Raw genomic sequence first — 12,469 nt, 5'->3', positions numbered from 1 at the left:
CATGCACTCTGCCACCAAGACCGCGCTTCGCGCCCTGGCCGCCCTGGCCTTCACAGCCTCGGCCGTCGCTGTGGCGCCGACCGCGATGGCGGCGCCCGCGGACTCCAGCGGAACCAACCAGATCCGCACCTTCGCGGGCAAGTGCCTGGACGTCTGGGACGCGGGCGTCAACGACGGGGCCGGCATCGATCAGTGGACCTGCACAGGCTTCCCTAACCAGCAGTTCACGATCGTGCCGGCCAACAACGGCCAGGTCCAGATCCACACCTTCGCGGGCAAGTGCCTGGACGTCTGGGGCGCCGGCGTCAACGACGGGGCCGGCATCGACCAGTACACCTGCACAGGCGCTCCCAACCAGCAGTTCACGAAGGTGCTGGTTGGCAACGGCCAATTCCAGATCCACACCTTCGCGGGTAAGTGCCTGGACGTCTGGGGCGCCGGCGTCAACGACGGGGCCGGCATCGACCAGTGGACCTGCACGGGCGCCGTCAACCAGCTGTTCACGATCGCCTGACGCCTGTCCCACGCTCCTCACGCGGCTCGCTCGCCCCATCTAGCGCCCCGGGTCGCTGCCCACCTGCTGGGCAGCGACCCGGGGCGCCTCGCGCGCTGGTTCGGGCGTTCGGCGGTATTCGTTGACGTTACCCCGAGGACTGGCCACCGCTGAGCGGGCGAGCCCACGGTATGCGTCCCGGGGCCGGTCGCTGCTACAGCCCGGCCCCGGGACGCGGGATGTGCCGGCTACTCCCGAGTTCCGTGAGCCGTGCGGCGCGCTCGGTGGGGATGTCGGCGCGCCTGCTGCGGCTGTTGGCGATGAACAGCCCCGGGCTGACCTCCACCGTGGTTTCAGCGGCCAGCACCAGCAGTTCCTTGTGCTTGCGGGGCACGTGTGAGTTCTCGGTGTGACGGCGTGGGTGCTGAGTGCTTTGGCGTGCTGCCCCGTTGATTGAACGGGGAATCGGACGGCGTGCTGAGGCAGCTTCTGGACTGCTGACTGAAGGGGTCGTAGGAGACATGGCGGAGGCCGGCGGCGATGTTGCGGTGCCCGTGCCGGCGGAGCGTGTTGATCGCCAGGTCGCGCAGGGTTGCCATGTTCTCGGGGCCGCGGCCGGTGCGGATCTTCGAGGCGTCCTCGCCGAAGGTGGTATCGCGAACGAGGTGAAGCCGGTTCTCGATGGTCCACTGAGCCGTGTGCAGCGTGAACGTTGCAGGTCACGGGGCCTGGTGTGCGTCGATGTCGGCGTGCTCACGCTGGCCAGCGGCCGGTGTGTCCACGGTGAAGATCGTCTGACTGGCCGGTCGTGGGAGCTCTCGGGTTCTGCTGCGCTGGCCGCGGGAGGCCGCCTACGATCCGTCACCATGCGGACCGCTGCCGGGTGGCGGGGAGGGTGCGGGATGTCTGAACTGGAACGGATCACGGCTCGCCGGAGCGAGCTGGACGCCCTCGCCGAGGAGTTGGGCAAGCAGTTACGGGAAGTCCAGGCGGAGCGCGATGAGTTGGTGATCGCCGAACGGGTCTTGCGGCGGTTGGCCGAGCAGGATCGGGCCGAGGCGGAGGCGGCTGTAGCGGAAGCTCCGGTGAAGGCTCAGGTGGCGGGGCGTGCGGCGCTGCTGGTTCCGCACCGCGGCGAGTGCCCGGACGAGAGCGCGCTGCCTGGTGATTACCGGCGGATCTTGTCGATCGTGCGGGCCGCTGGCGGCGCGGTGCAGGTGAGGGCGGTGGGCGAGGAACTGGGCCTGGAGGTGGAGGTGCGCGGGAAACTGGAGCCGCTGCGCGCGAGGTTGACCAAGCTCGCGGAGCGCGGCTGGCTGCACAAACGCCCTGACGGGAAGTTCGCCGCACGCCTGTAGCTGTGCTGGTGGAGGACGCTCCGACGCGGTAGCCGAGCTTGAGCAGTTCGCCCTGGATGCGCTTGTACCCCCAAGCGGCGTTCTCCGTGGCCAGTCGTTCGATGAGCGCGGCGATCGTCTCGTCGACCGGTGGGCGGCCGGCCCGGCTCGGATAGGTCCACTTCTTCCTGACCAGCCGACGATGCCAGCGCAGGATGGTTCCGGGAGTGACCAGACGGTGTCGACGCAGATTCGTGGGCAGCAGTCGGACCAGTGCGGCAAGGACCGCACGGTCCGCCCAGTCCAGGCGCGGCTTCGGAGTCCTTCTGCGAAGCACCGCCACCTCGTGGCGTAGAACGAGCAGCTCGACGTCCTTCGACGCCGAGGAACGACTGAGCAGCATGAACCAGCTCAGCAGCCGGGTGAAGATCAGATAGACGAGGCGCAGCGACACGATCCTGCCCCGATCGCTACGCGGTTCGCATCGTCGCCGGTCACATAGGCAAGCCGAGTTCTGGAACCCCACAGCCCGGATACACCGGCCTCGGAACCACATCCGAGTCCCACGTACTGCCCACCCGGCCCGAACGTTCACCCCTGGCGGCCTGGCCTTTCGGCAACTGATCGACTACATCGGAGCCACCGAACTGGGTTACGGGACGATCTCGGGAGCCACACGTACCTTCGCCGATGACGCCGAGTTCTCCGGGGTCCTCCTGTTCCTCCATTCGTTTCAGGATCAGGCCGCCGCGCAGAACGCGGTCGACGATGTCAGGGCTCGCATCCAGGTGTGTCGCGCGTACACCCGCGCTCCGGACCAGGCTGGCGGTGCCGAGGGCGAGACGGTCCGGGACCTCACGCCCGTGCCCGTTCCCTCCGATGCCGGGGACGGTTCCGCGACGGTCGAGTTCACGGCCACGACGGAGACGTCCCGGAGCCACCCGATGTACAGCAAGATCCTGATCACTCGCCTGGGCTCAACCGTCATGATCGTCGATTCGGAACGGGCCGGCGTGAACTCCGACGAAACCACCGAGCAGGCCTTCTTCACGGCGATCACCGCGCAATCCGTCAAGCTACGTGCCACGACCGAAGACTGAGTTAGCGTCATCTCGACTGGACAATTGACGCACAGCCACATCCCTTCGGCGAACGAACAGACTGCTATGTACCGTGCACTGAAGGCCGTGCATATCATCACCGCTCCTTCCAGTCGCTGCACGAACGGAGCCCCTTGTCAGCCGACGGAGCGCCGCAGCCCCAACTGCCCTACCGATTGCCGCGCGTCAAGCGTGAACATCAGGCGTTGCGGCGGGCGGACGGGTCGGTGCAGGTCGGTGGGGACATCTACGGCATCGCCTCGCCGTTCGACGATCCGGACGGTTCGCTCTGGCGGATCATCCGGCTGGTCGACGGGACCCGGTCCGCAAACCGAGCAGCTGCGCCTCAACTCCGGGCGCCCGCCGAGGACGTGGCGGCACTGCTGGAGGCGCTCTACGAGGGCAGGTTCCTGAAGGACGCGGCCGCCCAGGAGTCCGCAGTGCTCAGTGCGGTCGCGAACAAGGGGATGGTCCTGCTTCCATGGGCTGACAGTAGCCCGGCCTTCCGTTTCGACGAACGGCCCGCTGGGGTCCAGCAGCCAGTGGTACCCCCCGTCCCAGAGCCATCCCCATGTCCCGTCGATCCGGCACAACGATGTGAGGTGCAGTGCCGGGCCCGGGCCACCGGCCCCGACCTCCGCCAGAAACGTGCGGTACTCGTCAGGGAGCGTGACGCCGAACCGTGCTTCGACCTCCGCGATCTCGGCGGGTGTCAGGACAGGTTCGAATGTCGGGCATCGAGACGGCTCACGACCACGGGCTCGACGTTCGGCTTCCTCCATCGCGATGACGCGTTCCCGGACTCCGGACCAGTCCACCTGCGTGTTCACGGCTCTCCTGTCGACGGCGAGCACGGACATGAGTGCCTGTCGCCGACATTCGATTTGGGTGTGGCTCCTCTGGAGGGAAGGGGGGTGGAGTTGGGGGACTGCCGACTTGGGCACGAAGGCCTGGCTCACTGCCCTGTGGGCGCCAACCGGGCATTGGCGTAAGAGCCGCTGGTCAGATGCGTGACTTACGCAGAGATGAGGAGTAAGGTCCCATACTGCATTGAGGTCATTACCATCAGTTGATGCGCCACTGGTTCGGGAGGACATGATGCTTGCGGACACGGTCAGGACATGGGCGGCGGGCTGGGCGATATCCCGGCGCACACCCCCGCCGATCGAGCAACCCTGGGGGCTATACATCGAGGTGGCCGATAACCCCGCCGAAGTAGGGCGCCATGTCCTGCCCGTGACCGATGAGTCGTTGGTCCGCAGTGCGGCCGTCTCGGTGGCGGCGCCACGAACCTGGCTGAAAATGCCCGCGGAGCCCGAGGACGTCGAGCCCTGGCTGTCGCCGGGATGGGTGGTGGCCTGGGAAGAGACCGGCCACCTGATGGCCATCGACCTGACAGCCACCAAGCTGGCCACACCCGAGGGATACACCGCCACCGTTCAGGCTGTCGACGACGTCGTGTACGTCCGCGTACTGGATGCAGCGGGCGAGCCCGCGGCCCAGGGGCAGATGGCGGTAGTCGGCGAGACCGCGGTGGTGGACCGGGTGATCACGGCAGAGAGCCATCGCCGTAAGGGACTGGGCGGCTTCGTGATGCGCTCTCTCGCCAACCGGGCTGTGGAACGCGGTGCGGACACGGGCGTTCTCGGCGCGACGGACGCCGGACGCGCGCTGTACGAGACCCTGGGCTGGAAGAAGCACTCAACGATCGCGGAGTGCATCTACCGCTCCTGACGCCAGAGGTACGGGCCGAACGGGAAGCCTGGCGTACCGATCAACGCCACCGCCCGGGCCCCGTCGGATGTCAGAGCCCCGTGCGACCCGAACCGGCAGGCACCCGGCTTCCACCTTCCCCCCAGAGGAGCCGCACCCATCGTTGATCGTTCCTGGGCGCTTGTGGGGCGCGGCGGCGTCGCAGCACACGGTCATGTGCGTCTCGAACGCTCCCCTGAATACGGCGGTCGCGGGAACTCGTCCCGGCGCGGTCGCCAATGCTCCATGGACTGATCATCTCAACTGCCCGAGCCGGCCCGAATCCGAGTTCTATCGCCATCGGCTCCCCCCTGACCACGGTGCCTGCGGGTCTGCTCCCGGCAAGCGCGTTCAAGTGCCGTCCGCATAGGCGAGGTGCTCGCCGCAGGCGCGGCAACGGAACAGGTAGGCCGTCGGGTTGCCGTCCGCGTGGAGCGCCTCCAGGAACGACTGGAGGAAGTGCTCCTTCCGGCGTGGGTCCGCGAATTCACTGCGGATCATCTCCAGGGCCTCGGGGTGTGCGCGCAACTCCTCGATGCCCACCGGGCCCAGGAACGCGGCGGCATCCGCGCAGTGGGCCAGCCAGCGGCCCTGCTGCCAGGAGCTGAAGGCGGGGGTGCGGCTGCACACCTCCTCGACGACATCGTCGGGCAGGCCGGTGAGTTCGCTGGCATCCGTGAACTCCGCATCGAATCGGCGGGCCGCCGACCCGTCGGCGATGCACCACGGGCAGACCCGCCCCGGCGCCTCCTGCGCGGTGTACATCGGTCCAACGTAGAGGAGGCCGCCGGGTTGTCCGCAGCAGCAGCACGGCTCGGCGCTTGGACGCAGCGATCCGGTGGCGAGCGGATCGGGGTGGTAGGGGAAGGTGGGCAGCGCGGTCACGGCTCGATCCTGCCTTGGCGCAGGACCAGTTCGGCGATCTCGGCGACGCGGGCTGCGGTGATGCCCTCACGCTGTTCGACAGCCAGCGGGTGGTCGGTGGGTTCCAGCTCGATGAAGGGGCGCCTGCCCAGGGGACGCGTGTGCACCTGCGTCTTCAGGATCATCGTGGAGACACCGTAGAGGGGCAGTTCGGTGGAGAGCCAGCCGAAGTACGCCGGCTCCTGGTCACGGTCCTCGTCCTGCCAGCGCTCGACGGCTCGGGCGAAGTTCGGGGCACTGAGGGAGGACCAGACACCCCAGGAGAAGATCTCGCCGGTGTCGCGCACGGGTATCTCGATCAGTCCGTGGATGAAGAGCGCCTGCCCCTTGATGCTGCACAGGTCTGCTGTGAGCATGCTGTCCGTGTCCTCGGCGTACTGCGGGTGCCACAGATCCGGGGCCTTCGCACTATGGGAGAGTGCTGGCCCAGCATGCTCGCCGTGGCAACAGGAGCAGGTGAAGGTATGCGCAGTGCTGGACATGGTTCGGGAGCCTAGCGCCCCGGACGGCCAGCCCCGAGTTCGCCCAGGCCCGGCGTAGCAGCAGCTCAGCTCCGGTGACATGGCGCCGAGAATCCGGGTGTCCGGGGGTAGGCCGTGATCGTAGACTCGCCGGCATGGCTGGACCGGTAGTGGGAATCGAGTTGCCAGGAGCGGTCCCAGACGAGGACCTCGTACGTCTGCGTGCGCTACTGAGCGAGATCTGCGAACGGGTCGAAGAGGAGCGCCCTGGACATTTTGATCTCCAGGTGCTCGCGGATCGGTTGGCCATCGCGAACGGTGACGCACCGGCAGGAGGCCGGCCGTTCCTGGTGGCTCTGGCCGGTATCGGAGATGAGGAGACGTTCACAGCCGAGCACGCGGACAACCCCGATCTCGAACCGCTGATCGGCTTCACTCCGACCCACGGCGTCAACGTCATCGCGATGTGCAACCGGGAAGTAGACCATGCCGTCACGGCACATCTGACCGCATCGATCATGGATATCGTCGGGGGTGTCGCCCACGTCGAGTTCCACCAGAGCAACCTGCCGGTCATGGCCACCCTGCCAGGCCTGATTGCCACCCTCCCCGAGGCCTTCGGCGCCACTACGTTCGGCACCGCGCAGCTCCTTCGGACCTGGGCCGCACACCCCGACTTCCGCCTGGTCAAGTAACGCACACGGGAAGGGATCGACGGCCGCCCGGCAGCACCCGGGTGTCGGTGCCTGATGCCAGACTGCTGGCCATGCCACTCGCTGACCTCACCTTCCACCGCTGGCGCGCCCTCGACCACCACGCCGCCAACCGTCACGCGCACGAGGCCGCACGGAAGGTGGGTGGACGGGTGGTCGAAGTCCGCACCGTCACGCACCTCGGCGCCGCATTCCACAGCGCGGTGATCGACCAGGGCGGCCGGCAGTTCGCGCTCGTCCCCGGCGGAGACGTCACGGTGGGCTTCGATCTGGACCGGTGGCAGCCGACACCCGAGCAGCTGGAGAGCTACCAGACGGAAACACTGGCTGGCGGGTTCGGCTTCGCAACGGACCTGCGCGACCACCTGGCCGAGGTGCTCAGCCCATTGCGGACCGTCACCGTCCCCACGGTGCTGGTGGCGTTGGAGCCCGAGGCGTTCACCACCGCCTTCGCCAACATGCCGGCGCTACTCGCCGAGCGGGGCTTGCGACTGTCGAGCCCGGACGAGTGGGAGCACGCCTGCGCCGCCGGAGCGGGCACGCTGTTCCGCTGGGGCGACCAGTGCCCGCTGGACCGCTCCCCCTACGAAGCCCCCGACGGACCGCAGCGCCAGCGCAACGTCCTCGGACTACGGATCGCCTACGACACCTACCAGGCGGAGCTGACCAGCGACCCATCCGCCGTCCACGGCGGCGACGGTGGGGAGACAGAATGCGGCGGCTACGGCACCCTCGTGACATGGCTGGCCCTGGCCACAGCAAACCGCAACCCGGCTATGTCCGAGTTCCTGCACGGCGATGACGGCGAATCCATGTACGAGGACTTCTCCGCCCGTCCCGTCCTCGACCTGAACTGACCCCCTGACCCGCCATCTTCCCGGCACCTTGAAGGACCCTGATGCCCCGCCACACCCCGCCACGTCCCGTGGACATCGAGCAGCTCTTCCCCGAGTTGGTCCCGCTGCGCCGCACGACCACCCGGCTGCATCCGCGTCCGGGGGCTCCCGAGGTGGACGAGAGTTCGGTGGGCGGCCCGCTGCGATGGCCATCCAACGAACCATGGCCGCACTGCACCGATCGTCATTACGGCCCGGCGAACGGGCCCAGGTCACCGGGCGGCAGTGCGCTGGTGCCCGTCATCCAGATCTACCGCCACGACGCACCCAAGCTCTCGTTCCCCGACGGGACGGACCTGCTGCAAGTGCTGTGGTGCCCCTTCGAGCACGACGAGTGCGAACCCACGCCGCAGGTCTTCTGGCGCGCCGCTGCGAGCGTCGAGACGGTCATCGACCCGCCACCCGCACCGACCGACGCCGAGCCCCGGTACGTCCCCCAGCCGTGTGTGGTCCATCCGGAGCCGTTCACGGAGTACCCCCGCAACGACCTGCCTCTCGGCCTGCTCCACGCGCTACGAGACCGCTTCGACCAGCTGGAGGCGGAGTCCGGCGTGACCTACTGGGGCGACCTTTCCACCGCCGAGGGCACCAAACTCGGCGGCTACCCCGGCTGGACGCAGGAGCCCGACTGGCCCGACTGCCCAACATGCGACGACCCCATGGAACACCTACTCACCGTCGCCAGCTGGGAGTACTCCGGCGAGGCATGGCGAACCTGGCTCCCCATGGAGGACCGGACACTCGTGGACGGGCAGGAAACCCGCGGCGACGCCGGCAAGGCGGCCCTGGACGCAGCGGGGCTCATGCTCGGCGACGCCGGCGGGGTCTACATCTTCGAGTGTCGCACCTGCCCCGACCGCCCCACTGACCATCGCTTCGACTGCGCCTGACTCACCATCATGCGATGACACACTGACATTGAAGTCACCCGGACTTCGATCGCGATCGACAGTCCCGCGATCACCATGGAGCACCCAGATCCAGCTCCCCCAACACCCCGGATCGCCGTCGGCTCACGGTCTGTGTCCGGCCTCGGACACGACCCATTGGCCAACATGGTTGGCCAGGGAATGCAGGTCTGGAGCGATCCTGACCTGCATTTTGCGTTATGCGTGATTGTAGTCGCAGCGCGGGCCGAGGGCGGCGTAAGTCTGCCGCTTGGTCTCGGGGTTGGCGTCGCGCAGGACGTCGACCATGCTGCCGGCCTGGTGCACGAGGTCGGCGATCTGTTGTTCGGTCAATGCCTGTGAGGCTCGGAAAGTGATCGCCGCTGCTCAAGCTGCGTATCGGTACTCGTTGAAGACCGCCCGCCAGCACCCACTGGACCCGCCGTGCCGGACGCCGGCCACCGGGGCCCGCCGACCTGACGGTCGGCGGGCCCGCCCGCTTGCTCACCGCTCCCGGCTCTCCCCACGTCTTTGAAGATCCAGCGAAGTGGAGGGACGGTTGCGTGGCCACCGGAGCGCGGCCGGTCAGTGTCAAGCCGTCAGCGGGCGCTGCGGGCTGAGGTTCGCTGCCGTGCCGGCAGTCCGGCCGAGCCGCCTGCGTCAGGCGAGCCGGGTGGTGAGGTCGGCGAGCAGCTCGGCCTCGGACAGGGTCAGGTAGAAGTGTCCGCCCGGGAACCAGCGGTGCTCGAAGCCGCCGGGGACGGTCAGTTCGGACCAGGCGCGGACACCGTCCGGCGGGCAGTCGGGGTCGCTCTCCCCCGCGTACGCGGTGATGGGCGCGCGCAGGGGTTTCGGCTGCCGTGGGCGGTACGTCTCGATGAGCCGGTAGTCGGCGCGCAGCGCCGGGAGGGTCAGCTCACGCAGCTCCGGGTTGTCGTAGGCCTCCGCCCCGGGCCCGCCCAGCTGCCGGACGTCCGCGATCAGTGACTCGTCGTCACGGGTGTGCAGGTCGGTGGGCGCGGCGCGGTGCGGGGCGACGCGGCCGGAGACCAGCAGGCGGGTGGGCGTGCGGCCGCGGCCGTCGAGCCGCAGGGCGACCTCGTAGGCCACCGCCGAGCCCATGCTGTGGCCGAACAGCGCCACCGGCCGGTCTAGGTACGGTTCCAGGGCGGTGTGGATCTCGTCCGCGAGGGTCGGCAGGTCGGGTGCGAAGGGCTCCAGGAGCCGGTTCTGCCGTCCCGGGTAGCGGACTGCCAGGAGCTCGACGTCGGCGGGCAGCAGTGCGGGCCAGCTGTCGAAGAAGTTGGCGGCGCCGCCGGCGTGCGGGAAGCAGACCAGTCGGAGCCTCGGCTGCTGTGCGCGCCGGTGCACCCGGAACCAGGCGGCGGCCTCGCTCCGGGCTGCTGACGGCCGGGTGGCCGGGTGGCCCACGGCTACCACCGGCCGCGTGACGGTGCGGAGTTGAGCTTGGCGCTGAGCGCCGCGAGGAAGGTCGGGAGCTTGTCCACCATGGACTTGGGGACCGGGGTGGTCTGGACGGTGTCCCGCACCACGTCCTGGAAGACGAGCTTGTAGGTGCCGTTCTCCTCGACGAGTTCGGCGGCGTAGAGCAGTGTTTCCATCGAGGTTTCCATCGGGAGTCCTAGCTAGGCTTGGTTGTCGTTGAGCCAGGCGGTCCACGCCTTGGTGGCCTGCTGCTCGTCGGCGTCCTCGGCGAACAGGTGGTGGGCCAGCCAGAGCGGCCAGTTCCAGGTGCTGCCGTTGAAGAAGCGGTACAGCGCGTCCGGGCCCCGCAGGCCGACGAAGTCGGGGCTGAGCCAGTCCACGACCACCTCTTCCGGACCGCCGTCCGGGCCGGGGACGTGGAGTTCGAGCCGGTCTCCGACGGCCGCGTCCTCGGCGAGGCCGAGGCGGCGACGCAGGGCGGCGAAGTCGGCCGGGTCGGCGGAGGGTTCGGGGCGCTGGGCCTTGACGTAGACGGCGGGGCGGCCGCCGAAGTGCCGCAGGTACTCGGCGAGACCGTGCTGGTAGAAGTGGACGTGCTTCTCGGCCGCGTCCGCCTTGGTGTCCCAGATCTCGTCCCAGACGCCTTCGTGCACCCAGTGGATTCCCATCCGCAGGTGGCTCGTTCCGCTGTCCACCGGCTCGATCCGGTAGCTGAGCGTGTTGGAGAACTCGTCGCCCAGGGTCGCCCGGACGGCGAAGTGGCTCGGCGGCTCCCACACCACGACGGTGCTGTCGGACCGGGTGGCCTTTCCGCCGACGCGCGGCTCGACCTCCATGGGGTACAGCCAGCCGAGGTTGCCGGCACCGGTGGCGACCGCGGCCCAGACCTGTTCGGGCGTCGCGGGCAGGTCCTGTTCCTTGCGGACCTCGAACTCTCTGGTCATGGTCGGTTCTCCTTCGTCATCGTTCAGGTGTCAGTAGGTGAGCGGGAGGGCGGTCAGCCGCCGTTGCAGCGGGTTGGGCCGCCATTCGAGGGCCTCCCCGCCGGCTGCTTCGTCGGCCAGCCGCAGCTCCGGCAGTCGGCGGACCAGCGTGCTGACGGCCACCTCCACCTGGAGCTTGGCCAGTGGGCCGCCGAGGCAGAAGTGCGGACCGTTGCCGAAGCTGAGGTGCCGGTTGCCGGGGCGGGACAGGTCGAGCCGGTCGGGGTCCTCGAAGCGCTCGGGGTCGCGGTTGGTCGCGGCGAGGAACAGGTACACCAGCTCGCCCGCACGCAGGGTCCGCCCGCCGATCTCGACATCCTCCGCGACGACCCGGACGATCGCCTGGGTAGGCGTGTCGTAGCGGGCCAGTTCGTCCACGGCGCTACCGATCAACGCCCGGTCGTCGCGAAGCCGGGCCAACTGGTCGGGGTGGCGCAGCAGAGCGAGCATGCCGTTGCCGACCAGGTGGGTGGTGGTCTCGTCGCCCGCGGTGATCAGGACGAAGCAGGTGGACAGCAGCTCGGAGTCGGTGAGCCGGTCGTCCTGCGCCTGCGTCGCGACCAGGGCGCTGATCAGGTCGTCGCCCGGCTCGGCCCGGCGTTGGCTGACGAGTCGGGCGAGGTACTCCTCGTACTGCTCGATCGCCGCCTCGGACTTGTCGATGTCCTCGCTCATCCGGCCGAAGCGGCGGAACCAGGTCTTGACCTGCGGGCGGTCCTCGGGCGGGATGCCGAAGAGCTCGCAGACGACGGACAGCGGCAGCGGGGAGGCGACCGCCTCGATCAGGTCCATGGCCGGGCCCGCCGCGAGCGCCTCGTCGACGAGCCGGTCGACGATCCGCTGGATGCCCTCGCGCAGGGCTTCGACGCGTCGGGCGGTGAACGCGCGGTTGGCGAGCTTGCGCAGCCGGGCGTGGTCCGGCGGGTCGGTGTTGGTCATCACCCGGCCGAGCCGCTCGGTGAGCCGGCTGAAGGCCTTCAGGTCACCGCCGAGCGCGCCGTAGGCACGGGTCATCCGGTCACGGTCGTTGGACAGCCGCAGGTCGCCCAGGGCCGCCTCGACGTCGGCGTAGCGGGTCAGGTGCCAGATGCCCTCGGCGCTGCGGTGGACCGGGCTCTCGCGCCGCATGCGGGCGTAGAACGGGTACGGGTCCCGGCGGGCCTCGGGCGTACGCAGCGCCGCGGCGAGGTCGCCGGGCCGGGCGAGGCCCGCGCTGCCGCGGGCCTCGTCCAGGGTGTCGGTGGAGGTCACGTCGGCCGCGCTACCGCTGGGCTTCCATGGCGTCGGCGAGACTCTTGGGCCGCATGTCGGTCCAGGACTGCTCGACGTGCTCCAGGCAGGCGGCGTGGGTGTCGGGGCCGTGGGTGACGGTCCAGCCGGACGGGACGTCCGCGAACTGCGGCCACAGCGAGTGCTGGTTCTCCGGGTTGACGAGCACGAGGAAGGTGCCGTCCTGGTCGTCGAAGGGGTTGGTCAT

Annotated in this window: 16 protein-coding genes and 1 pseudogene; 6 read left to right on the top strand and 11 right to left on the bottom strand. The window is 69.0% G+C overall.

The genetic code is table 11. From position 1 onward, the window contains the following. Nucleotide 1: 1 nt before the first annotated feature. Nucleotides 2-514, top strand: a complete 513-nt coding sequence (locus tag P3T41_RS22720) for an RICIN domain-containing protein (RefSeq protein WP_280691838.1) — start codon at nucleotides 2-4, stop codon at nucleotides 512-514. 193 nt (nucleotides 515-707) lie between these two features. On the opposite strand, the gene P3T41_RS22715 is transcribed toward P3T41_RS22720, so the two are convergent. Together P3T41_RS22715 and P3T41_RS22710 are read right to left on the bottom strand one after the other, a co-directional pair. Beyond that, nucleotides 708-887, bottom strand: coding sequence for a hypothetical protein (locus P3T41_RS22715; RefSeq protein WP_280691837.1), 180 nt, complete (start codon nucleotides 885-887; stop codon nucleotides 708-710). Between the two features lie 184 nt (nucleotides 888-1,071). Further along, nucleotides 1,072-1,182, bottom strand: a pseudogene (locus tag P3T41_RS22710) (ISAs1 family transposase); the annotation flags it as partial. A 1,592-nt stretch (nucleotides 1,183-2,774) separates the two neighbouring features. On the opposite strand from P3T41_RS22710, the gene P3T41_RS22705 reads away from it, so the two are divergent. Next, nucleotides 2,775-2,930: a hypothetical protein gene (locus P3T41_RS22705; RefSeq protein ID WP_280691836.1), complete on the top strand. Its 156-nt coding sequence runs from the start codon at nucleotides 2,775-2,777 to the stop codon at nucleotides 2,928-2,930. 137 nt (nucleotides 2,931-3,067) lie between these two features. Here P3T41_RS22705 and P3T41_RS22700 read toward each other — a convergent pair whose 3' ends face one another. Then, on the bottom strand, nucleotides 3,068-3,760 hold the full coding sequence (locus P3T41_RS22700; protein ID WP_280691835.1) for an SMI1/KNR4 family protein: 693 nt from the start codon (nucleotides 3,758-3,760) through the stop codon (nucleotides 3,068-3,070). Nucleotides 3,761-4,025: 265 nt separating this feature from the next. Between P3T41_RS22700 and P3T41_RS22695 the strand changes: the two genes are divergently transcribed. After that, a complete protein-coding gene (locus tag P3T41_RS22695) occupies nucleotides 4,026-4,664 on the top strand; it encodes a GNAT family N-acetyltransferase (RefSeq protein ID WP_348533684.1) in 639 nt (212 codons plus the stop codon). A gap of 369 nt (nucleotides 4,665-5,033) precedes the next feature. On the opposite strand, the gene P3T41_RS22690 is transcribed toward P3T41_RS22695, so the two are convergent. Continuing rightward, nucleotides 5,034-5,567, bottom strand: a complete 534-nt coding sequence (locus P3T41_RS22690) for a CbrC family protein (protein ID WP_280691834.1) — start codon at nucleotides 5,565-5,567, stop codon at nucleotides 5,034-5,036. Next, a complete protein-coding gene (locus tag P3T41_RS22685; protein ID WP_280691833.1) occupies nucleotides 5,564-6,088 on the bottom strand; it encodes a DUF2199 domain-containing protein in 525 nt (174 codons plus the stop codon). The genes P3T41_RS22690 and P3T41_RS22685 overlap by 4 nt, the downstream gene beginning before the upstream one ends. A 134-nt stretch (nucleotides 6,089-6,222) precedes the next feature. Between P3T41_RS22685 and P3T41_RS22680 the strand changes: the two genes are divergently transcribed. The 3 genes from P3T41_RS22680 to P3T41_RS22670 all read left to right on the top strand — a co-directional run bounded on the left by P3T41_RS22680 (nucleotide 6,223) and on the right by P3T41_RS22670 (nucleotide 8,566). Then, nucleotides 6,223-6,762 carry a DUF6368 family protein gene (locus P3T41_RS22680; RefSeq protein ID WP_280691832.1) on the top strand — a complete coding sequence of 180 codons (540 nt, stop codon included), beginning with the start codon at nucleotides 6,223-6,225 and terminating at the stop codon, nucleotides 6,760-6,762. A 71-nt stretch (nucleotides 6,763-6,833) separates the two neighbouring features. Then, nucleotides 6,834-7,637, top strand: coding sequence for a hypothetical protein (locus P3T41_RS22675; RefSeq protein ID WP_280691831.1), 804 nt, complete (start codon nucleotides 6,834-6,836; stop codon nucleotides 7,635-7,637). Between the two features lie 41 nt (nucleotides 7,638-7,678). After that, a complete protein-coding gene (locus P3T41_RS22670; protein WP_280691830.1) occupies nucleotides 7,679-8,566 on the top strand; it encodes a DUF1963 domain-containing protein in 888 nt (295 codons plus the stop codon). Nucleotides 8,567-8,782: 216 nt separating this feature from the next. On the opposite strand, the gene P3T41_RS22665 is transcribed toward P3T41_RS22670, so the two are convergent. The 6 genes from P3T41_RS22665 to P3T41_RS22640 form a co-directional block, all read right to left on the bottom strand. Beyond that, nucleotides 8,783-8,917 (bottom strand): hypothetical protein, encoded by a 135-nt coding sequence (locus P3T41_RS22665; protein ID WP_280691829.1) that lies wholly within the window; start codon nucleotides 8,915-8,917, stop codon nucleotides 8,783-8,785. Nucleotides 8,918-9,223: 306 nt separating this feature from the next. Next, a complete protein-coding gene (locus P3T41_RS22660) occupies nucleotides 9,224-10,003 on the bottom strand; it encodes an alpha/beta fold hydrolase (RefSeq protein ID WP_280691828.1) in 780 nt (259 codons plus the stop codon). Beyond that, nucleotides 9,997-10,197 (bottom strand): hypothetical protein, encoded by a 201-nt coding sequence (locus P3T41_RS22655; RefSeq protein ID WP_280691827.1) that lies wholly within the window; start codon nucleotides 10,195-10,197, stop codon nucleotides 9,997-9,999. Before P3T41_RS22655 ends, P3T41_RS22660 begins: the two co-directional genes overlap by 7 nt. A 12-nt stretch (nucleotides 10,198-10,209) precedes the next feature. Further along, nucleotides 10,210-10,953: an SRPBCC domain-containing protein gene (locus P3T41_RS22650; RefSeq protein ID WP_280691826.1), complete on the bottom strand. Its 744-nt coding sequence runs from the start codon at nucleotides 10,951-10,953 to the stop codon at nucleotides 10,210-10,212. Between the two features lie 30 nt (nucleotides 10,954-10,983). Further along, nucleotides 10,984-12,243: a cytochrome P450 gene (locus P3T41_RS22645; RefSeq protein WP_280691825.1), complete on the bottom strand. Its 1,260-nt coding sequence runs from the start codon at nucleotides 12,241-12,243 to the stop codon at nucleotides 10,984-10,986. Nucleotides 12,244-12,253: 10 nt separating this feature from the next. Continuing rightward, a complete protein-coding gene (locus tag P3T41_RS22640; protein WP_280691824.1) occupies nucleotides 12,254-12,469 on the bottom strand; it encodes an MbtH family protein in 216 nt (71 codons plus the stop codon).

Source organism: Kitasatospora sp. GAS204B (genome assembly GCF_029892155.1).
Lineage (GTDB): Bacteria > Actinomycetota > Actinomycetes > Streptomycetales > Streptomycetaceae > Kitasatospora.
The sequence above is the reverse complement of the archived record's forward strand: the minus strand, read 5'-3'. Positions and strand labels throughout refer to the sequence as shown.

What these genes read in the sequence shown, in the direction of transcription:
- P3T41_RS22720 (WP_280691838.1), top strand. Translation starts at nt 2, where the DNA reads ATGCACTCTGCCACCAAGACCGCGCTTCGCGCCCTGGCCGCCCTGGCC.
- P3T41_RS22705 (WP_280691836.1), top strand. Translation starts at nt 2,775, where the DNA reads ATGTACAGCAAGATCCTGATCACTCGCCTGGGCTCAACCGTCATGATC.
- P3T41_RS22695 (WP_348533684.1), top strand. Translation starts at nt 4,026, where the DNA reads ATGATGCTTGCGGACACGGTCAGGACATGGGCGGCGGGCTGGGCGATA.
- P3T41_RS22685 (WP_280691833.1), bottom strand. Translation starts at nt 6,088, where the DNA reads ATGTCCAGCACTGCGCATACCTTCACCTGCTCCTGTTGCCACGGCGAG.
- P3T41_RS22680 (WP_280691832.1), top strand. Translation starts at nt 6,223, where the DNA reads ATGGCTGGACCGGTAGTGGGAATCGAGTTGCCAGGAGCGGTCCCAGAC.
- P3T41_RS22675 (WP_280691831.1), top strand. Translation starts at nt 6,834, where the DNA reads ATGCCACTCGCTGACCTCACCTTCCACCGCTGGCGCGCCCTCGACCAC.
- P3T41_RS22670 (WP_280691830.1), top strand. Translation starts at nt 7,679, where the DNA reads ATGCCCCGCCACACCCCGCCACGTCCCGTGGACATCGAGCAGCTCTTC.
- P3T41_RS22655 (WP_280691827.1), bottom strand. Translation starts at nt 10,197, where the DNA reads ATGGAAACCTCGATGGAAACACTGCTCTACGCCGCCGAACTCGTCGAG.
- P3T41_RS22650 (WP_280691826.1), bottom strand. Translation starts at nt 10,953, where the DNA reads ATGACCAGAGAGTTCGAGGTCCGCAAGGAACAGGACCTGCCCGCGACG.
- P3T41_RS22640 (WP_280691824.1), bottom strand. Translation starts at nt 12,469, where the DNA reads ATGACCAACCCCTTCGACGACCAGGACGGCACCTTCCTCGTGCTCGTC.